General features: G+C 60.1%; 21 protein-coding genes. 13 read left to right on the plus strand and 8 right to left on the minus strand.

Features of this window, described 5'->3' with window-relative positions; genetic code table 11:
- Nucleotides 1-128: 128 nt before the first annotated feature.
- Nucleotides 129-2,306, minus strand: a complete 2,178-nt coding sequence (locus tag ACZZ0B_RS29040) for a malate synthase G (RefSeq protein ID WP_463546829.1) — start codon at nt 2,304-2,306, stop codon at nt 129-131.
- A 709-nt stretch (nt 2,307-3,015) separates the two neighbouring features.
- Here ACZZ0B_RS29040 and ACZZ0B_RS29045 point away from each other — a divergent pair.
- Nucleotides 3,016-3,534, plus strand: coding sequence for a glycine cleavage system transcriptional repressor (locus ACZZ0B_RS29045; protein WP_463546830.1), 519 nt, complete (start codon nt 3,016-3,018; stop codon nt 3,532-3,534).
- 222 nt (nt 3,535-3,756) lie between these two features.
- On the opposite strand, the gene rarD is transcribed toward ACZZ0B_RS29045, so the two are convergent.
- Together rarD and ACZZ0B_RS29055 are read right to left on the minus strand one after the other, a co-directional pair.
- A complete protein-coding gene (rarD, locus tag ACZZ0B_RS29050; RefSeq protein WP_440095852.1) occupies nt 3,757-4,644 on the minus strand; it encodes an EamA family transporter RarD in 888 nt (295 codons plus the stop codon).
- A gap of 132 nt (nt 4,645-4,776) precedes the next feature.
- Nucleotides 4,777-5,811 carry a type IV pilus twitching motility protein PilT gene (locus ACZZ0B_RS29055; RefSeq protein WP_463546831.1) on the minus strand — a complete coding sequence of 345 codons (1,035 nt, stop codon included), beginning with the start codon at nt 5,809-5,811 and terminating at the stop codon, nt 4,777-4,779.
- A gap of 56 nt (nt 5,812-5,867) precedes the next feature.
- On the opposite strand from ACZZ0B_RS29055, the gene ACZZ0B_RS29060 reads away from it, so the two are divergent.
- From ACZZ0B_RS29060 to ACZZ0B_RS29110, 11 genes are all read left to right on the plus strand, one after another.
- Nucleotides 5,868-6,554 carry a YggS family pyridoxal phosphate-dependent enzyme gene (locus tag ACZZ0B_RS29060; protein WP_158834166.1) on the plus strand — a complete coding sequence of 229 codons (687 nt, stop codon included), beginning with the start codon at nt 5,868-5,870 and terminating at the stop codon, nt 6,552-6,554.
- A 23-nt stretch (nt 6,555-6,577) separates the two neighbouring features.
- Nucleotides 6,578-7,396, plus strand: coding sequence for a pyrroline-5-carboxylate reductase (proC, locus tag ACZZ0B_RS29065; RefSeq protein ID WP_008083786.1), 819 nt, complete (start codon nt 6,578-6,580; stop codon nt 7,394-7,396).
- Between the two features lie 10 nt (nt 7,397-7,406).
- Nucleotides 7,407-7,997 (plus strand): YggT family protein, encoded by a 591-nt coding sequence (locus tag ACZZ0B_RS29070; protein WP_008083788.1) that lies wholly within the window; start codon nt 7,407-7,409, stop codon nt 7,995-7,997.
- Nucleotides 7,994-8,281 carry a DUF167 domain-containing protein gene (locus tag ACZZ0B_RS29075; RefSeq protein ID WP_463546832.1) on the plus strand — a complete coding sequence of 96 codons (288 nt, stop codon included), beginning with the start codon at nt 7,994-7,996 and terminating at the stop codon, nt 8,279-8,281. Before ACZZ0B_RS29070 ends, ACZZ0B_RS29075 begins: the two co-directional genes overlap by 4 nt.
- Before the next feature lie 179 nt (nt 8,282-8,460).
- The gene (metX, locus tag ACZZ0B_RS29080) at nt 8,461-9,600 is read left to right on the plus strand and encodes a homoserine O-succinyltransferase MetX (RefSeq protein ID WP_008083796.1); all 1,140 of its coding nucleotides are present in this window, start codon (nt 8,461-8,463) and stop codon (nt 9,598-9,600) included.
- 7 nt (nt 9,601-9,607) lie between these two features.
- The gene (gene metW / locus ACZZ0B_RS29085; protein WP_008083798.1) at nt 9,608-10,228 is read left to right on the plus strand and encodes a methionine biosynthesis protein MetW; all 621 of its coding nucleotides are present in this window, start codon (nt 9,608-9,610) and stop codon (nt 10,226-10,228) included.
- A 25-nt stretch (nt 10,229-10,253) separates the two neighbouring features.
- On the plus strand, nt 10,254-10,688 hold the full coding sequence (locus tag ACZZ0B_RS29090; protein WP_008083800.1) for a DUF4426 domain-containing protein: 435 nt from the start codon (nt 10,254-10,256) through the stop codon (nt 10,686-10,688).
- Nucleotides 10,685-11,281 (plus strand): RdgB/HAM1 family non-canonical purine NTP pyrophosphatase, encoded by a 597-nt coding sequence (gene rdgB / locus ACZZ0B_RS29095; RefSeq protein WP_007913634.1) that lies wholly within the window; start codon nt 10,685-10,687, stop codon nt 11,279-11,281. Before ACZZ0B_RS29090 ends, rdgB begins: the two co-directional genes overlap by 4 nt.
- Entirely contained in the window at nt 11,278-12,483 is a 1,206-nt protein-coding gene (gene hemW / locus ACZZ0B_RS29100) for a radical SAM family heme chaperone HemW (protein WP_158834168.1), read from the plus strand. The genes rdgB and hemW overlap by 4 nt, the downstream gene beginning before the upstream one ends.
- Before the next feature lie 35 nt (nt 12,484-12,518).
- On the plus strand, nt 12,519-12,842 hold the full coding sequence (locus ACZZ0B_RS29105) for a DUF3392 domain-containing protein (RefSeq protein WP_008083808.1): 324 nt from the start codon (nt 12,519-12,521) through the stop codon (nt 12,840-12,842).
- 133 nt (nt 12,843-12,975) lie between these two features.
- Nucleotides 12,976-13,524 (plus strand): RNA 2'-phosphotransferase, encoded by a 549-nt coding sequence (locus tag ACZZ0B_RS29110; protein ID WP_008083810.1) that lies wholly within the window; start codon nt 12,976-12,978, stop codon nt 13,522-13,524.
- Nucleotides 13,525-13,764: 240 nt separating this feature from the next.
- Here ACZZ0B_RS29110 and trmB read toward each other — a convergent pair whose 3' ends face one another.
- The 4 genes from trmB to ACZZ0B_RS29130 all read right to left on the minus strand — a co-directional run bounded on the left by trmB (nt 13,765) and on the right by ACZZ0B_RS29130 (nt 16,134).
- Complete coding sequence (gene trmB, locus ACZZ0B_RS29115) at nt 13,765-14,490, minus strand: tRNA (guanosine(46)-N7)-methyltransferase TrmB (RefSeq protein ID WP_008083818.1); 726 nt, start codon at nt 14,488-14,490, stop codon at nt 13,765-13,767.
- Nucleotides 14,491-14,499: 9 nt separating this feature from the next.
- Nucleotides 14,500-15,294, minus strand: coding sequence for a thiazole synthase (locus tag ACZZ0B_RS29120; RefSeq protein ID WP_007913621.1), 795 nt, complete (start codon nt 15,292-15,294; stop codon nt 14,500-14,502).
- A 60-nt stretch (nt 15,295-15,354) separates the two neighbouring features.
- Nucleotides 15,355-15,555 (minus strand): sulfur carrier protein ThiS, encoded by a 201-nt coding sequence (thiS, locus tag ACZZ0B_RS29125; RefSeq protein WP_122604433.1) that lies wholly within the window; start codon nt 15,553-15,555, stop codon nt 15,355-15,357.
- A gap of 207 nt (nt 15,556-15,762) precedes the next feature.
- Nucleotides 15,763-16,134, minus strand: coding sequence for a DUF423 domain-containing protein (locus ACZZ0B_RS29130; protein WP_463546833.1), 372 nt, complete (start codon nt 16,132-16,134; stop codon nt 15,763-15,765).
- Nucleotides 16,135-16,208: 74 nt separating this feature from the next.
- On the opposite strand from ACZZ0B_RS29130, the gene mtgA reads away from it, so the two are divergent.
- Nucleotides 16,209-16,931, plus strand: coding sequence for a monofunctional biosynthetic peptidoglycan transglycosylase (gene mtgA, locus ACZZ0B_RS29135; protein ID WP_008083830.1), 723 nt, complete (start codon nt 16,209-16,211; stop codon nt 16,929-16,931).
- A 12-nt stretch (nt 16,932-16,943) separates the two neighbouring features.
- Here the strand turns inward: mtgA and ACZZ0B_RS29140 are convergent, their stop codons facing one another.
- Nucleotides 16,944-17,918: a serine/threonine protein kinase gene (locus ACZZ0B_RS29140; protein ID WP_158831275.1), complete on the minus strand. Its 975-nt coding sequence runs from the start codon at nt 17,916-17,918 to the stop codon at nt 16,944-16,946.
- Between the last annotated feature and the right edge of the window lie 80 nt (nt 17,919-17,998).

Consider the following 17,998-nt stretch of genomic DNA (forward strand, 5'->3'; position numbering starts at 1 on the left):
ATCGCAGCCTTCGGCAGCTCCTACAGGTGATCTCATGTAGGAGCTGCCGAAGGCTGCGATCTTTTGATTCTGCGTCCAATAAAAAAGCCCTGATCCAAAGATCAGGGCTTTTTCACATCAGCGCAAATTTACAGGCCGTTAGCGGCCTTGAACTCGCGACGACGACGGTGCAGAACCGGCTCGGTGTAACCGTTCGGCTGCTTGGTGCCTTCAACCACCAGTTCGACCGCCGCCTGGAAGGCGATGTTGCTGTCGAAGTTCGGGGCCAGCGGACGGTACAGCGGGTCGTTGGCGTTTTGACGGTCAACCACTGGCGCCATGCGCTTGAGGCTTTCCATCACTTGCGCTTCGGTCACCACGCCGTGGCGCAGCCAGTTGGCGATGTGCTGGCTGGAGATACGCAGCGTGGCACGGTCTTCCATCAGGCCGACGTCATTGATGTCCGGCACTTTCGAGCAACCGACACCCTGGTCGATCCAGCGCACCACGTAACCAAGAATGCCCTGGGAATTGTTGTCCAGTTCGTTCTTGATCTGCTCTGGCGTCCAGTTAGGATTGACCGCCAGCGGGATGGTCAGGATGTCGTCGACCGACGCGCGAGCACGTTTGGCCAGTTCGGCCTGACGCGCGAACACGTCGACCTTGTGGTAATGCAGCGCGTGCAGTGCAGCAGCGGTCGGCGATGGAACCCAAGCGGTGTTGGCGCCAGCCAATGGGTGCGCGATTTTCTGCTCGAGCATCGCGGCCATCAGGTCGGGCATCGCCCACATGCCTTTACCGATTTGCGCGCGACCTTGCAGGCCGGTGCTCAGACCGATATCGACGTTCCAGTTCTCGTAGGCGCCGATCCACTTCTCAGCCTTCATGTCGGCCTTGCGCACAACCGGGCCGGCTTCCATGGAGGTGTGGATTTCGTCGCCGGTGCGGTCGAGGAAACCGGTGTTGATGAACACCACGCGCTCGCTGGCTGCCTTGATGCAGGCCTTGAGGTTGACCGTGGTGCGGCGCTCCTCGTCCATGATCCCGACTTTCAGCGTGTTGCGCTTCAGACCGAGCACGTCTTCGATGCGCCCGAACAACTCGTTGGTGAACGCCGCTTCTTCCGGGCCGTGCATCTTCGGTTTAACGATGTAGACCGAGCCGGTGCGGGTGTTGCGCCGCGAGGTGTTGCCATTGAGGTTGTGCATCGCCGCGAGGCAAGTGACCAGACCGTCGAGAATGCCTTCCGGCACTTCGTTACCGTCTTTGTCGAGGATCGCGTCGATAGTCATCAGGTGACCAACGTTACGCACGAACAACAGCGAACGACCGTGCAGCGTCACTTCACCGCCATTCGGCGCGGTGTAGGTACGGTCCGGGTTCATGGTGCGGGTGAAGGTCTGGCCGCCCTTGGACACGGATTCCGACAGGTCGCCCTTCATCAGGCCGAGCCAGTTGCGGTAGATCACCACTTTGTCGTCAGCATCGACGGCCGCCACGGAGTCTTCGCAGTCCATGATGGTGGTCAGTGCCGCTTCCATCAGGATGTCTTTGACGCCGGCGGGGTCGGTCTGGCCAACCGGGGTGGTGGCGTCGACCTGGATTTCGAAATGCAGACCGTTGTGTTTCAGCAGAATGGCGATTGGCGCGTTGGCGTCGCCCTGGAAACCGATCAGTTGCGCGTCGTCGCGCAGGCCAGCGTTGCTGCCATCCTTGAGGGTGACCAGCAGTTTGCCGTCAGCGATCTTGTAGCCGGTCGAATCAACGTGGGAGCCAGCCGCCAATGGCGCTGCTTCGTCGAGGAACGCACGGGCGAAGGCGATGACTTTGTCGCCACGCACCTTGTTGTAGCCTTTGCCTTTTTCCGCGCCACCGTCTTCGCTGATCGCGTCGGTGCCGTAGAGGGCGTCGTACAGCGAACCCCAGCGGGCGTTCGAGGCATTGAGAGCGAAGCGGGCGTTCATCACCGGCACAACGAGTTGCGGGCCGGCAGTACGGGCGATTTCATCATCGACGTTTTGTGTCGTTGCCTGGAAATCAGCCGCTTCTGGCAGCAGATAACCGATTTCTTGCAGGAAAGCTTTATAGGCCACGGCGTCGTGCGCCTGACCGTTGCGTTCCTGATGCCAGGCGTCAATGCGTGCCTGGAAGTCATCGCGTTTGGCGAGTAGGGCTTTGTTCTTCGGCGCCAGGTCATGAATGACCTTGTCGGCACCTTCCCAGAATTTTTCGGCGGTGAGGCCGGTACCGGGAATGGCTTCGTTGTTCACGAAGTCGAACAGGACTTTGGCGACCTGCAGGCCACCGACTTGAACGTGTTCAGTCATTGCTTGCCTCACTCTGCTCAGCTATTTCGCTTTTCAGCTCTTCAATTTTGACAATGAAGCCTCTGGCCATTTAAACCACAAACCTGCCGACCAGTACATGCCATTGCTGGCGGCTGGGCTGGGACCAATCAAAGGCTTGGGGCCTTGCTGACGGGGCTTTCAGGGTTGCGAACATGCCTTGGGCAGACATTGATCCAGCGTTATGTAGTGCGCGCTGCGGCATACTACATGATGAGTTACGCTTGTGAAAATCAGACTAATTACGTCGTTCTGCGACCTCATGTCGCATTGCGGTCACATCGCGGAACGGGATGTTCTCAAAAAACCATTGGATTGTTCCAGCGAAATATCAAAAGTTGTACACATAAATACTATTTGGCTGCTATGGCATCTGTCACATAGGGCTTGGTGGTGGGGTCAATTGTGGCGAGGGGATTTATCCCCGTTGGGTGGCGAAGCCGCCCCCAGCGTTCTGGCAGATAAACCGAATTGGCAGGATTTACGACTGCTGCGCAGCCGAACGGGGATAAATCCCCTCGCCACAGGTTCATGCCCAAACCCAAACCCAAACCCAAACCCAAACTCAAACCCAAACCCAAACCCAAACCCAGGCACAGTTTCCCAGCAAGGTAGGTCGGGTCGGGCTGAATCAACGCCCTTGCCTATACTTGCCCTTCTATAACAACAGTCATGACAAGAGGGCGGCGCCATGGACCATCTCGTACTCACCGTTTTCGCCCCGGACAAGCCCGGGCAGGTCGAGCGTATTGCCCAATGCATTGCCGAGCACGGCGGTAACTGGCTGGAAAGTCGCATGTCGCGGATGGCCGGGCAGTTTGCCGGGATTCTGCGGGTGGGCGTGCCGGCAGAGGCTTACGACGAATTAGTCGATTCCCTACAAGCGCTGTCGACTCATGGCATTCGCGTACTGATTGCCGAAAGCGGTATCGAACAATCCTGCACCTGGAAACCGATTGCCATGGAATTGGTCGGCAACGACCGCCCGGGGATCGTCCGTGACATCACCCGCTTGCTCAGCGAGCAGGGCGTGAACCTTGAAAGGCTGGTGACCGAAGTGCGCCCCGCACCGATGAGCAGTGAACCGCTGTTCCATGCCGAAGCGATTCTCGCCGTGCCGCTGACTTTATCGCTCGACGTGTTGCAGTCGCGCCTGGAAACCCTGGCCGATGATCTGATGGTCGAATTGGTGTTACGCACAGACATTTAACGCTGAGCAGGTTATCCAGTTTTAACGTGCACCTGCCTGTGGATAACCTGTAGAGACTGCGAGCAACGCCACGCCCGCCGTGGCTTTGCTGGAGTTGATCAAAAAACCGCCAGTATTCAGTGAGTTGCGCACAAACGGCGGGGATCACGCTGTGGATAACCTTGGGAAGGAACGTTGCAGGCCACGAGAACCGTGGCCTGCGGAGGTTTGTATATTTTTTGATCAGCTGCGCCGGCGCAAACCTATCCACGCGTCGACGCTGTACACCGCCAAGCCAGCCCAGATAAAGATGAACGCGACCAGCGTGCTGGACGACAAGTGCTCACCGAACAGCAGCACCGCTTGCAGCAGCACCAGCGTCGGCGCCAGGTATTGCAGGAAGCCCAGCGTGGTGTAGGGCAGATGCCGCGCCGCCGCGTTGAAACACACCAGCGGCACCAGCGTCACCGGGCCGGCGGCGACCAGCCACCAGGCTTGCGACGTTGTCCAGAACTCGGGTTGCGCGCTGGTCGCGGTCTGATTGAACAGCAGCCAGGCGATGGCAATCGGCACCAGCATCCAGGTTTCCACCACCAGGCCCGGCAACGCCTTGACCGGAGCCTGTTTGCGGATCAGCCCGTAGAAACCGAAGGTCAGCGCCAGCACCAGCGACACCCACGGCAGACTGCCGACCTGCCAGACCTGCTGCGCCACACCCACCGCCGCCAGCCCAACCGCAAGCCACTGCATCCGCCGCAGACGTTCGCCAAGAATCAGCATCCCCAGCAACACGTTGACCAGCGGGTTGATGTAGTAACCGAGGCTCGCCTCCAGCATGCGTCCGTTGTTCACCGACCACACGTACGTCAGCCAGTTGGCCGCGATCAGCGTGCCGCTCAGGGCCAGAATCGCCAGACGCTTAGGGTTGTCGAGCAACTCGCGCAACCAGCCCGGGTGTTTCCACACCATCAGCAGCAACGCGCCGAACAGCGCCGACCACAGCACCCGATGGATGATGATCTCGACCGCCGGGACTTCGGCAATGGCTTTGAAGTAGATCGGGAACAGGCCCCAGATGATGTAGGCGGTAAGGCCCAGGATGTACCCGCGACGCGGGTTGGCGGCTTGCATGCAGAATCCTTGCTTAGGCAGCTAACAAAGGAGGGGATTGTAAGGAGGTTTGTCAGCCAGTGCCGCAGTTGATTGGTCAGGAATGTGTGAACGAAGGAATGAGCCTCCCCAGAGAAGGCTCATCAACAGCGATCAGAAATTATCCGGCGTCCGCGCTTTCTCCCGGGCATGCTCGCGGCTGATCAAACCCTTGGTCACCAGGTCTTTCAGGCACATGTCGAGGGTCTGCATGCCCAGCGATCCACCGGTCTGAATCGCCGAATACATCTGCGCCACCTTGTCCTCGCGGATCAGATTACGGATCGCCGACGTGCCGAGCATGATCTCGTGCGCCGCAATCCGGCCGCCGCCAATCTTCTTGATCAGCGTCTGCGAAACTACCGCCAGCAGCGATTCCGAGAGCATCGAGCGCACCATCGATTTCTCGTCGCCGGGAAACACGTCGACCACCCGGTCGATGGTTTTTGCCGCCGACGTGGTGTGCAGGGTGCCGAACACCAGATGTCCGGTTTCGGCGGCGGTCAGCGCCAGGCGAATGGTTTCCAGATCGCGCATCTCACCGACCAGAATCACGTCCGGGTCTTCGCGCAGTGCCGAGCGCAGTGCGGTGGCGAAACTGCGGGTATCGCGGTGAACTTCACGCTGATTGATCAGACATTTACGCGATTCGTGAACGAATTCGATCGGGTCTTCGATGGTCAGGATGTGGTGATGACGATGGTTGTTGAGGTAATCGATCATCGCCGCCAGCGTGGTCGATTTGCCCGAACCGGTCGGCCCGGTGACCAGCACCAGCCCGCGCGGCGCGTCGGTGATTTTGCGGAAAACATCACTCATGGCGAGGTCGTCCATGCTCAGCACTTTTGACGGAATGGTACGGAACACCGCGCCGGCGCCACGGTTGTGGTTGAAGGCGTTGACCCGAAAACGCGCGACGCCGGGGACTTCGAAGGAAAAGTCGGTTTCCAGATGTTTCTCGAAGTCGACCCGCTGGATGTCGTTCATGATGTCGTAGATCAACTCGTGCACTTGCTTGTGATCCAGCGGCGGCAGATTGATCCGCCGTACATCGCCGTCGACGCGGATCATCGGCGGCAGACCGGCCGACAGGTGCAGGTCGGAAGCGCCTTGTTTGGCGCTGAAGGCCAGCAGTTCAGTGATATCCATAGCGATCCTCGTTTCCAGTAGAATGCCGCGAACCTTCAGACCGCCGGCGCCTCTTGATGTCCACGATAGCAGACAACATTTCCCACGTTGGTTCGCGCATCCAGACCGCGACCCAAGCCGCACACCGTCCTGAAAACAGCGTCCAGTTGCTCGCCGTGAGCAAAACCAAACCCGCTGAGGCCCTGCGCGAAGCGTATGCCGCCGGCCTGCGCGACTTTGGTGAGAACTACCTGCAGGAAGCCCTGAGCAAACAGCTCGAACTGGCGGATCTGCCCTTGATCTGGCACTTCATCGGCCCCATTCAATCGAACAAGACTCGTGCGATTGCCGAGCATTTCGACTGGGTGCACTCCGTGGATCGCCTGAAAATCGCTCAACGTCTGTCCGAACAGCGCCCGGCCGAGCTGCCGCCGCTGAACATCTGCATTCAGGTCAACGTCAGCGGTGAGGTCAGTAAATCCGGCTGCACGCCTGACGATCTGCCGGCGCTGGCCGCTGCGATCAGCACTTTGCCGCGTTTGAAACTGCGCGGCTTGATGGCAATCCCCGAGCCGACCGACGACCGCGCCGAGCAAGACGCGGCCTTCGCCGCCGTGCAGAAATTGCAGGCCAGCCTCGATTTGCCGCTCGACACACTGTCCATGGGCATGAGCCACGATCTTGAGTCGGCGATTGCCCAAGGCGCCACTTGGGTGCGTATCGGTACGGCCCTGTTTGGCGCGCGTGACTATTCCCAATCTTGAACGTTTCCAGATAAGGACCACACATGAGCAACACACGTATTGCCTTTATCGGTGCCGGCAACATGGCTGCCAGTTTGATCGGCGGCCTGCGCGCCAAAGGTCTGGAAGCTGCCCACATCCGTGCCAGCGATCCGGGCGAAGAAACCCGTGCCAGGGTCAGCGCTGAACACGGCATCGAAACCTTTGCCGACAATGCTCAGGCCATCGACGGCGTCGACGTGATCGTGCTGGCGGTCAAGCCACAAGCCATGAAAACCGTGTGCGAAGCGCTTCGCCCGAGTCTGAAACCGAATCAGCTGGTGGTGTCGATTGCCGCCGGCATCACTTGCGCGAGCATGACCGCGTGGCTCGGCGAGCAGCCGATCGTGCGCTGCATGCCGAACACCCCGGCGCTGCTGCGTCAGGGCGTAAGTGGTTTGTACGCGACCAGCGAAGTCACCGCCGAGCAGCGTCAGCAAGCCGAAGAGCTGCTGTCCGCCGTCGGCATCGCGCTGTGGCTGAACGAAGAACAGCAACTGGATGCGGTGACCGCCGTGTCCGGCTCCGGCCCGGCGTACTTCTTCCTGCTGATCGAAGCCATGACCGCCGCTGGCGTCAAACTCGGTCTGCCCAAGGAAATCGCCGAACAACTGACCTTGCAAACGGCGTTGGGCGCGGCACACATGGCCGTCTCCAGTGATGTCGATGCTGCCGAACTGCGTCGCCGCGTGACCTCGCCAAATGGCACCACCGAAGCGGCGATCAAATCATTCCAGGCCAATGGCTTCGAAGCCCTGGTCGAAACTGCACTCGGCGCCGCCGCGCACCGCTCGGCCGAAATGGCCGAACAACTGGGCAAATAAGGAGCCTTACATGATTGGATTGAACACTGCAGCGGTTTACGTGCTGCAAACCCTCGGCAGTCTGTACCTGCTGATCGTGTTGCTGCGTTTCGTGCTGCAACTGGTGCGGGCGAACTTCTACAACCCGCTGTGCCAGTTCATTGTCAAAGCGACCCAGCCCCTGCTCAAGCCACTGCGCCGAATCATTCCGAGCCTGTTCGGCCTGGACATGTCGTCGCTGGTGCTGGCGATTCTGGTGCAACTGGCACTCATGGCGCTGACCCTGCTGCTGACTTACGGCACCACCGGTAATCCGCTGCAACTGTTTATCTGGTCGCTGATCGGCGTGACCGCGCTGTTCCTGAAGATCTTCTTTTTCGCCCTGATCATCAGCGTGATTCTCTCGTGGGTCGCACCGGGCAGCCACAATCCGGGCGCTGAGCTGGTCAATCAGATCTGCGAGCCGGCGCTGGCGCCGTTCCGCAAGTTCCTGCCGAATCTCGGCGGTCTGGATCTGTCGCCGATCTTCGCCTTCCTCGCGCTTAAGCTGATCGACATGCTGGTGATCAACAATCTGGCCGCGATGACGATGATGCCGGAAATCCTCCGTCTGCTGATGTGAGCTGGTTTCGATGGGACGGTGACGACTTGATCCTCGAGTGTCACTTGCAACCGGCAGCCCGCAGCGATGATTTCGCCGGGCTGCACGGCGATCGCCTGAAGATCCGCCTGACCGCACCGCCGGTCGAGGGCAAGGCCAATGCGTATCTGATTGGTTTTCTGGCCAAGGCGTTTGGGGTGTCCAAGAGTCAGGTCAGTTTGCTCAGCGGTGAGTTGAACCGGCAGAAACGAGTGAAGATTTGCTCGCCGAAGAAGTTGCCGGATTTGCCTGACCTGGTGCGCTGATCGTTCCCACGCTCCGCGTGGGAATGCATCCCGGGACGCTCCGCGTCCCCCGCCGAAGCGGACGCGGAGCGTCCAATGAGGCATTCCCACGCAGAGCGTGGGAACGAGCGCAGGTAGTTGCTTGCCGCTAACCCCCCCGGTCTTTAGACTTACGCCTCATTTCAACGAGAGCAGGGTCGATGCCAACTGCCTTTCCCCCCGATTCTGTTGGTCTGGTGACGCCGCAAACCGCGCACTTCAGCGAACCGCTGGCCTTGGCCTGTGGTCGGTCGCTGGCCGCCTATGACCTGATCTACGAAACCTACGGCACGCTGAACGCGCAAGCGAGCAACGCCGTGCTGATTTGCCACGCCTTGTCCGGCCATCATCACGCCGCTGGCTACCACAGCGTCGACGACCGCAAGCCCGGTTGGTGGGACAGCTGCATCGGCCCGGGCAAACCGATCGACACCAACAAGTTCTTCGTGGTCAGCCTGAATAATCTGGGCGGCTGCAACGGCTCCACCGGCCCGAGCAGCATCAACCCCGAGACCGGCAAACCGTTTGGTGCCGACTTCCCGGTGCTCACCGTGGAAGACTGGGTACACAGCCAGGCACACCTCGCTGACCTGCTCGGCATCGGCCAGTGGGCGGCGGTGATCGGCGGCAGCCTCGGCGGTATGCAGGCGCTGCAATGGACCATCACTTATCCGGATCGCGTGCGTCATTGTCTGGCCATCGCCTCGGCACCGAAGCTGTCCGCGCAGAACATCGCCTTCAACGAAGTCGCGCGTCAGGCGATCCTCACTGACCCGGAATTCCACGGCGGTTCGTTCCAGGAAGCGGGCGTGATCCCCAAGCGCGGTTTGATGCTGGCGCGGATGGTCGGGCACATCACCTACCTGTCCGACGATTCGATGGGCGAGAAATTCGGCCGTGGCCTGAAGAGCGAGAAGCTCAACTACGACTTCCACAGTGTCGAGTTCCAGGTCGAAAGCTACCTGCGTTATCAGGGCGAAGAGTTCTCCGGACGCTTCGACGCCAACACTTATCTGTTGATGACCAAGGCGCTGGACTACTTTGACCCGGCGGCGAACTTCGATGATGACCTGGCGAAAACCTTCGCCAACGCCACGGCCAAGTTCTGCGTGATGTCGTTCACCACCGACTGGCGTTTCTCCCCGGCGCGTTCGCGTGAACTGGTGGATGCGCTGATGGCGGCGCGCAAGGACGTCAGTTATCTGGAAATCGACGCACCGCAGGGCCACGACGCCTTCCTGATTCCGATCCCGCGCTACTTGCAGGCGTTCGGCAATTACATGAACCGCATCACGTTGTGAGAAAGCCATGAGAGCTGATCTGGAAATCATCCAGGAATGGATCCCCGCCGGCAGCCGCGTCCTCGACCTCGGTTGCGGTGACGGCGAGCTGCTGACCTGGCTGCGCGACAACAAGAACGTCACCGGTTATGGCCTGGAAAACGACGCCGACAACATCGCCGAGTGCGTGGCCAAGGGCATCAACGTCATCGAGCAGGATCTGGACAAGGGGCTGGGCAACTTCGCCAGCAACAGTTTTGACATCGTCGTCATGACCCAGGCCCTGCAAGCCGTGCACTACCCGGACAAGATCCTCGACGAAATGCTGCGGGTCGGTCGCCAATGCATCATTACCTTCCCGAACTTCGGTCACTGGCGCTGCCGCTGGTACCTGGCGAGCAAGGGGCGCATGCCGGTTTCCGAGTTTCTGCCGTACACCTGGTACAACACGCCGAACATTCACTTCTGCACCTTCGAAGACTTTGAAGAACTGTGTCGCGAACGTGATGCGAAGGTCATTGATCGGCTTGCCGTGGATCAACAGCACCGCCACGGGTGGGCCAGTAAGCTATGGCCTAATCTGTTAGGTGAGATCGGTATCTACCGCGTCAGCAGCCCGCAGCTTGCAGACCACAAAGTCGCGGTCTGAATCCCGTCATTTCGAGGAGACGATCATGGGTCGTTTAGCGTTGTTGTTATTGACCGCCTGCCTGAGTGCCAGCGCACTGGCAGCGGATGTCATCAAAGGTGAGCGCAAGGAAACCTTTGGCGACGTGACGGTGCACTACAACACTTTCAACTCGACGTTCCTGCAACCGGACATCGCCAAGGCAGCGGAGCTGATCCGCAGCAAGAATCAGGGCGTGATCAATGTCTCGGTGATCAAGGACGGCAAACCGCTGGTCGCCAACGTCACCGGCACCGTCAAGGACCTGACCAGCCAGAGCGTGCCGCTGAATTTCCGCCAGGTCACCGAACAGGGCGCGATCTACTACATCGCCCAGTACCCGGTGGAACAGCAGGAAACCCGCACCTTTGAAATCAAGGTGCAGAACGGCGACAAGATCAACACCATCAATTTCAACCAAGAACTCTTTCCCGGCGAATGATGAACATCAAGCAGCTCGTACTGGCCAGCCATAACGCCGGCAAACTCAAAGAACTTCAGGCCATGCTCGGCGAATCGGTGCAACTGCGCTCGATTGGCGAGTGGAGCAAGGTCGAGCCGGAAGAAACCGGTCTGTCGTTCGTCGAGAACGCGATCCTCAAGGCGCGCAACGCCGCACGCATTTCCGGGCTGCCGGCGCTGGCCGACGATTCCGGTCTGGCGGTGGATTTCCTTGGCGGTGCGCCGGGCATCTATTCGGCGCGTTATGCCGATGGCAAGGGCGACGCGGCGAACAACGCCAAACTGCTCGACGCCTTGAAGGACGTGCCGCAAGCCGAGCGCGGTGCACAGTTTGTGTGCGTGCTGGCGCTGGTGCGTCACGCTGACGATCCGTTGCCGATCCTCTGCGAAGGCCTGTGGCACGGACGGATTCTGACCGCTGCCAGTGGCGAGCACGGTTTCGGTTATGACCCGCTGTTCTGGGTGCCGGAACGCGACGTGTCCAGTGCCGAACTGAGCCCGGCCGACAAGAACCAGATCAGCCACCGCGCCCGTGCAATGGATCTGCTGCGCCAGCGTCTGGGCCTGAAATGACCCGTGACTCTTCTGCGTCGTCGCTGATTGTCGGCGGCGCCGCTTCTTCGCCTCGGGCGCCGCTGCCCACGCTGCCGCCCCTGTCGCTGTACATCCATATCCCGTGGTGTGTACGCAAATGCCCGTATTGCGATTTCAACTCGCACACCGCCAGCCCGGTGTTGCCGGAGCAGGAATACGTCGACGCCTTGCTGGCCGATCTCGATCAGGATCTGCACGCGGTTTATGGCCGTGAGCTGACATCGATCTTCTTCGGTGGTGGTACGCCGAGCCTGTTCAGCGCCGAAGCGCTTGGGCGTTTGCTTGAAGGCGTCGAGCAGCGCATTCCGTTTGCCGACGACATCGAAATCACCCTGGAAGCCAATCCGGGCACGTTCGAGCAAGAGAAGTTTGTCGCCTACCGCAAGCTGGGGATCAATCGTCTGTCGATCGGTATCCAGAGCTTCCAGCAGGAAAAGCTCAAGGCACTGGGCCGCATCCACAACGGTGACGAAGCGGTGCGCGCGGCCGGGATGGCGCGGCAGGCCGGGTTCGATAACTTCAACCTCGACTTGATGCACGGTTTGCCCGATCAGTCGCTGGACGATGCCTTGAGCGATCTGCGCCAGGCTATCGAGCTGAATCCGACGCACATCTCCTGGTATCAACTGACGCTGGAGCCGAACACGGTGTTCTGGAATCAGCCGCCGGTGCTGCCGGAAGACGACACGCTGTGGGACATTCAAGAAGCCGGGCAGGCGCTGCTGGCCGAGCATGGTTACGCGCAGTACGAAGTCTCGGCTTATGCACAGGCTGGGCGACCGGCGCGGCATAACCTCAATTACTGGAGTTTTGGCGACTTCATCGGTATTGGCGCGGGTGCGCATGGCAAGTTGAGCCATCCGGACGGGCGCATCGTGCGGACGTGGAAGACACGGCTGCCGAAGGACTATCTGAATCCGGCGAAAAATTTTCAGGCTGGCGAGAAATCGCTGACCAATGATGAGCTGCCGTTCGACTTTTTGATGAACGCGTTGCGCCTGACTGCGGGTGTGGAATCGCGCCTGTACCCGGAGCGTACCGGGCTGTCGCTGGAAAGCCTCGCCGAAGGCCGGGCAGCGGCAGAACAAAGCGGTCTGTTGCAGGTCGAACCGTCACGTCTGGCGGCCACCGAGCGCGGACAGCTGTTCCTCAACGATTTGCTGCAACAATTTCTGAACTGAGCTCAACCCTCAACTTCTGTCCCAAGGGAAAACGCATGGATTTGATACTCGACCTGCTCGCCACCGTCTCCCGCTGGAGCCGCAGCAACCTCTCAGAAATCGCCTTGGCGCTGGTCGGCTGCTTGCTGGTGCTGTTCGGCGCCGATTTCAAAGGCTGGGTCGAGCAACGCCTGGGCAGCATCGCCGGCGCCTTGCGCGTGCCATTGATGGCGCTGCTGTGCCTGATCGGCAGCGGCGCGGCACTGATCTACGCCACGCCGTGGGTGATCAAAGGCCTGAGCCAGTTCAATAATTACAGCCTGGCGCCAGTGCTGCTGGTCGTCCTCGTCCTCATCGGCGTAGTCGCCGACCGCCGCTGACACCAGAAAACAACTGTAGACGCTGCGGCACGCTGCGATCTTTTGATCTTGAAAATCAGGATCAAAAGATCGCAGCGTGCCGCAGCTCCTACAAGCGTGGGTTTTATTTTTTTGCCGGGAATCAGGGATGTTCATGAGTAAGAAGTTGTTGGACGAGACAAGCAAATTTCTCAGCTTCGTGTTGCGTCACGAACCTCAGGCAATCGGCTTGGCGCTTAATGCTGAGGGCTGGGCGAGTATCGACGCTCTGATCAGCGGGGCTGCGGGTGACGGCAGGCAGTTGAGTCGCGAGCTGATTGAAAACGTCGTGGCCAGCAGTGACAAGAAGCGTTTTGCGATTTCTGCAGACGGCCACTCTATCCGCGCGGTTCAGGGGCACTCGACGAAAAGCGTTGATCTGCAATTCGAGCAGAAACAGCCACCTCAAACGCTGTATCACGGCACTGCGACGCGTTTTCTCGACTCGATCCACGAACAGGGTTTGATTCCCGGACAACGCCATCACGTGCACTTGTCCGAGGAGATCGCCACCGCCTCGGCCGTGGGTCAACGCTATGGAACGTTAGTCGTTCTGCAGGTTGCGGCGCAGCAGATGGAGGAGCAGGGCTTCAAGTTCTATCAGGCCGAAAATGGCGTCTGGCTGACTGAGCAGGTGCCCGCTCGATTCCTTTCGCCCGTGTAATTCTCGGGTACTCAAAAAAACTGTAGGAGCTGCGGCACGCTGCGATCTTTTGATCTTGAAAATCAGGATCAAAAGATCGCAGCGTGCCGCAGCTCCTACCTGTTTTGCTTGGGTGCAGCCCCGAAAACTGCTGTAGGAGCAAAGCTTGCTCGCGATGGCGGCGTGTCAGTCAACGTTGATGTTGAATGAGCGGGCGCCTTCGCGAGCAAGCTCGGCTCCTACAGGGGGTATTGCATTGGCTCAGGACTGTTTTTCGAACTTCAGGTCCCAGACGCCGTGGCCAAGACGTTCGCCGCGGCGTTCGAACTTGGTGATCGGGCGTTCGGCAGGGCGCGGCACGCACTTGCCGTCTTCGGCGAGGTTGCGGTAGCCCGGGGCGACGTTCATCACTTCCAGCATGTATTCGGCATACGGTTCCCAGTCGGTGGCCATGTGCAGAATGCCGCCAACCTTCAACTTGCTGCGCACCAGTTCAGCGAACGAGGCCTGAACGATCCGACGCTTGTGGTGACGGCTCTTGTGCCACGGGTCCGGGAAAAACAGCATCAGGCGATCGAGGCTGTTGTCGGCGATGCAACGGTTGAGCACTTCGATCGCGTCGCAATCGTAGACCCGCAGGTTGGTCAGGCCCTGCGTCAGCACGCCATTGAGCAGCGCGCCAACACCCGGACGGTGAACCTCAACGCCAATGAAATCCTGATCCGGCGCCGCCGCGGCCATTTCCAGCAGCGAGTGGCCCATGCCGAAACCGATCTCCAGCGAGCGCGGTGCCGAACGGCCGAACACTTGATCGTAATCCACCGGCGCGTCGGCCAGCGGCAGCACGAACAGCGGCGTGCCTTGATCCAGACCTTTTTGCTGGCCTTCGGTCATGCGCCCGGCACGCATCACGAAACTCTTGATGCGGCGGTGTTGGCGCTCGTCGCCTTCTTCCGGCTGGATAGGCGTGTCGTTCGATTCAGTCATCAATGGCTCTTACTTGATCAGACCATCCAGCGGCGAAGAGGCGCTGGCATAGAGTTTTTTCGGCATACGGCCAGCGAGGTAGGCCAGACGGCCTGCAACGATGGCGTGTTTCATGGCTTCAGCCATCATCACCGGCTGCTGGGCGTGGGCGATGGCCGAGTTCATCAGCACCGCATCGCAACCCAGTTCCATGGCGATGGTTGCGTCGGACGCAGTGCCGACACCGGCATCGACCAACACAGGAATCTTGGCTTCTTCGAGGATGATCTGCAGGTTGTACGGGTTGCAGATCCCCAGACCGGAACCGATCAGACCGGCAAGCGGCATCACCGCGATGCAGCCGATTTCTGCCAGTTGACGGGCGATGATCGGGTCATCGCTGGTGTACACCATCACGTCGAAACCTTCCTTGACCAGCGTTTCGGCAGCCTTGAGGGTTTCGATGACGTTAGGGAACAGGGTCTTCTGGTCAGCCAGTACTTCCAGCTTCACCAGGTTATGACCGTCGAGCAACTCACGGGCCAGGCGGCAGGTGCGCACGGCTTCGATGGCGTCGTAGCAACCGGCAGTGTTCGGCAGGAAGGTGTAGCGCTCTGGCGACAATACGTCGAGCAGGTTCGGCTCGCCTTCGATCTGACCGAGGTTGGTGCGGCGCACGGCGAAGGTGACGATCTCGGCACCCGAGGCTTCGATGGCCTGACGGGTTTCTTCCATGTCACGGTACTTGCCGGTACCAACCAGCAAACGCGACTGGTAAGTACGACCGGCCAGCACAAAAGGCTTGTCGCTACGAACGATGCTCATGGGGAATCCTCTTTAGGAGTGAGGGTCTTGCAGAATTCTGTGCCCTCGCGGGCCTGGCAATCAGCCGCCGCCGATGGCGTGCACCACTTCAACGTTGTCGCCGTCGTTGAGCGTGGTGTCGGCATGCTGGCTGCGCGGGACGATATCCAGATTGAGTTCAACTGCTACCCGGCGTCCGGTCAGTTCCAGACGGGTGATCAGGGCCGCAACGGTTTCACCGTCGGGCAGTTCAAGGGATTCGCCGTTCAACTGAATGCGCATGCGCAACGCCGCCATCATTTTTAGGGGCTGGCATTCTAGCCCGATCAGACAGGGTGACCCAAGCCATTCGTCTTGAAACCCGCTGCCCCGGTGAATTGGCCAGGCCTCTGTAGGAGCTGCCGCAGGCTGCGATCTTTTGATGTTGTTTTTGAAGATCAAAAGATCGCAGCCTGCGGCAGCTCCTACAGGGAGCGGTTTCATGGTGGGTCAGTTCAGGCGCCACGCGGCGAGGCCCAGGCACAGCCAGCCGATCAGGAAGGCGAGGCCGCCGAACGGGGTGATGATGCCGAGCTTGCTGATGCCGGTGGTGGTCAGCACGTACAGGCTGCCGGAGAACAGTAGAATGCCGACGGTGAAGGACACGCCGGCCCAGGTGACCAGTCGGGCCTGAACATGCGTGGCCAGCAGCGCAACGCCGAACAGCGCCAGCGTGTGCACCAATTGGTAGGTGACGCCGGTGTGGAAAATTGCCAGATATTCCGGCGTCAGACGGTTTTTCAGGCCGTGGGCGGCAAAAGCGCCCAACGCGACACCGGTAAAACCAAAGAAAGCGGCCAGCAGCAGAAAGCCACGCAACATGAAGAACTCCAGTCAGACTCGATCGGCAGGGTCTGTATAATGGCCCGCTCCACGGGTTCGGCCAAGCCATCTCTATGCTGCGTACTATTTTCCGTCGTCTCACGAAAGCCCTGCTCTGGTTCGCGGGCGGCAGCATCGTGCTGGTGCTGATCTTTCGTTTCGTGCCGCCGCCGGGTACGGCGCTGATGGTCGAGCGCAAGGTCGAGTCGTGGGTCGACGGCGAGCCGATTGATCTGCAACGCACGTGGAAGCCGTGGGACGAGATCTCCGACGATCTCAAAGTCGCGGTCATGGCCGGTGAAGATCAGAAATTCCCCGAGCACTGGGGTTTTGATTTCAGCGCAATTCAGGCCGCACTCGCGCACAACGAACTCGGCGGTTCGATTCGCGGCGCCAGCACCTTGAGCCAGCAAGTGTCGAAAAACCTGTTTCTGTGGGCCGGGCGCAGTTATCTGCGCAAAGGCCTCGAAGCCTGGTTCACCGCGCTGATCGAGGTGTTCTGGCCCAAGCAGCGGATTCTTGAGGTGTACCTGAACAGCGTCGAGTGGGATGACGGTGTGTTCGGCGCCGAAGCTGCCGCCCGTCATCATTTCGGTGTGAGCGCCAAGTCGCTGTCCCGCCAGCAGGCGAGTTATCTGGCGGCGGTGTTGCCGAATCCGCGCGTGTGGAGCGCCAGCCATCCGACCGCTTACGTGTCGCGCCGCGCCGGCTGGATTCGCCAGCAGATGAGCCAGTTGGGTGGCGACAGCTATCTGCTGGGTCTCAACGATTCGCGCCGGGCACCGTGGGCGCGCTGATCCTCTCCTGCATCAGAACAACTTCAGCGGCTCTTCATTGAGCGCTGACAGTTGTTCGCGCAACGCCAACACCTGATCGCCCCAATAACGCTCGGTGCCGAACCACGGGAAACTGTGCGGGAACGCCGGGTCATCCCAGCGTCGTGCCAGCCAGGCGCTGTAGTGCATCAGACGCAAGGCGCGCAGCGGTTCGATCAGCGCCAGTTCGCGCGGATCGAAATCGTGGAACTCGTTGTAGCCGTCCATCAATTCCGATAACTGCCCGAGGCATTCCTGACGGTCGCCGGCGAGCATCATCCAGATGTCCTGCACCGCCGGGCCCATGCGACAGTCGTCGAGGTCGACGATGTGGAACATCTCGTCGCGGCACATCATGTTGCCGGGGTGGCAATCGCCGTGCATGCGGATGTTCTGGTGGGGGGTCGCAGCGTAAACATCTTCGACACGTTTGAGCAGGTCGCGGGCGACAGACTCGTAGGCCGGCAGCAGGCTTTTCGGAATGAAGTTGCCTTCGAGCAAAGTGTTCAGCGAGGCGTGGCCGAAGTTCTGCACGGCGAGCGCTTCACGATGTTCGAACGGCTTGGTCGCGCCGACCGCGTGAATGCGCCCGAGCAACTGGCCGAGGCGATACAGCTGGTCAAGATTGCCCGGCTCCGGCGCGCGGCCGCCACGACGCGGGAACAGGGTGAAGCGGAAACCGGCGTGTTCGTGCAGGGTTTCGCCGTTGTGGATCAGCGGCGCAACCACCGGAATGTCGACGTCGGCCAGTTCGAAGGTGAATTTGTGTTCTTCGAGGATGGCTTCGTTGGTCCAGCGTTGCGGACGGTAGAACTTGGCGATCAGCGGTTCGGAGTCTTCGATGCCGACCTGATAGACGCGGTTCTCGTAGCTGTTGAGCGCCAGAATGCGTGCATCACTGAGGAAGCCAATGCTTTCAACGGCATCAAGCACGAGATCGGGTGTGAGGGTTTCAAACGGGTGGGCCATGCTGACTCCTGCGCGCAGCAGGCTGCCGCGTCCGGCCCAGCATGGTAGCGCAGATGGCAGCGGGGGAGGTGGTTGGTGTC

The sequence above is a fragment of the Pseudomonas sp. AC247 genome, assembly GCF_979258015.1.

What these genes read in the sequence shown, in the direction of transcription:
- ACZZ0B_RS29040 (WP_463546829.1), bottom strand. Translation starts at nt 2,306, where the DNA reads ATGACTGAACACGTTCAAGTCGGTGGCCTGCAGGTCGCCAAAGTCCTG.
- ACZZ0B_RS29045 (WP_463546830.1), top strand. Translation starts at nt 3,016, where the DNA reads ATGGACCATCTCGTACTCACCGTTTTCGCCCCGGACAAGCCCGGGCAG.
- rarD (WP_440095852.1), bottom strand. Translation starts at nt 4,644, where the DNA reads ATGCAAGCCGCCAACCCGCGTCGCGGGTACATCCTGGGCCTTACCGCC.
- ACZZ0B_RS29055 (WP_463546831.1), bottom strand. Translation starts at nt 5,811, where the DNA reads ATGGATATCACTGAACTGCTGGCCTTCAGCGCCAAACAAGGCGCTTCC.
- ACZZ0B_RS29060 (WP_158834166.1), top strand. Translation starts at nt 5,868, where the DNA reads ATGTCCACGATAGCAGACAACATTTCCCACGTTGGTTCGCGCATCCAG.
- proC (WP_008083786.1), top strand. Translation starts at nt 6,578, where the DNA reads ATGAGCAACACACGTATTGCCTTTATCGGTGCCGGCAACATGGCTGCC.
- ACZZ0B_RS29070 (WP_008083788.1), top strand. Translation starts at nt 7,407, where the DNA reads ATGATTGGATTGAACACTGCAGCGGTTTACGTGCTGCAAACCCTCGGC.
- metX (WP_008083796.1), top strand. Translation starts at nt 8,461, where the DNA reads ATGCCAACTGCCTTTCCCCCCGATTCTGTTGGTCTGGTGACGCCGCAA.
- metW (WP_008083798.1), top strand. Translation starts at nt 9,608, where the DNA reads ATGAGAGCTGATCTGGAAATCATCCAGGAATGGATCCCCGCCGGCAGC.
- ACZZ0B_RS29090 (WP_008083800.1), top strand. Translation starts at nt 10,254, where the DNA reads ATGGGTCGTTTAGCGTTGTTGTTATTGACCGCCTGCCTGAGTGCCAGC.
- rdgB (WP_007913634.1), top strand. Translation starts at nt 10,685, where the DNA reads ATGATGAACATCAAGCAGCTCGTACTGGCCAGCCATAACGCCGGCAAA.
- hemW (WP_158834168.1), top strand. Translation starts at nt 11,278, where the DNA reads ATGACCCGTGACTCTTCTGCGTCGTCGCTGATTGTCGGCGGCGCCGCT.
- ACZZ0B_RS29105 (WP_008083808.1), top strand. Translation starts at nt 12,519, where the DNA reads ATGGATTTGATACTCGACCTGCTCGCCACCGTCTCCCGCTGGAGCCGC.
- ACZZ0B_RS29110 (WP_008083810.1), top strand. Translation starts at nt 12,976, where the DNA reads ATGAGTAAGAAGTTGTTGGACGAGACAAGCAAATTTCTCAGCTTCGTG.
- trmB (WP_008083818.1), bottom strand. Translation starts at nt 14,490, where the DNA reads ATGACTGAATCGAACGACACGCCTATCCAGCCGGAAGAAGGCGACGAG.
- ACZZ0B_RS29120 (WP_007913621.1), bottom strand. Translation starts at nt 15,294, where the DNA reads ATGAGCATCGTTCGTAGCGACAAGCCTTTTGTGCTGGCCGGTCGTACT.
- thiS (WP_122604433.1), bottom strand. Translation starts at nt 15,555, where the DNA reads ATGCGCATTCAGTTGAACGGCGAATCCCTTGAACTGCCCGACGGTGAA.
- ACZZ0B_RS29130 (WP_463546833.1), bottom strand. Translation starts at nt 16,134, where the DNA reads ATGTTGCGTGGCTTTCTGCTGCTGGCCGCTTTCTTTGGTTTTACCGGT.
- mtgA (WP_008083830.1), top strand. Translation starts at nt 16,209, where the DNA reads ATGCTGCGTACTATTTTCCGTCGTCTCACGAAAGCCCTGCTCTGGTTC.
- ACZZ0B_RS29140 (WP_158831275.1), bottom strand. Translation starts at nt 17,918, where the DNA reads ATGGCCCACCCGTTTGAAACCCTCACACCCGATCTCGTGCTTGATGCC.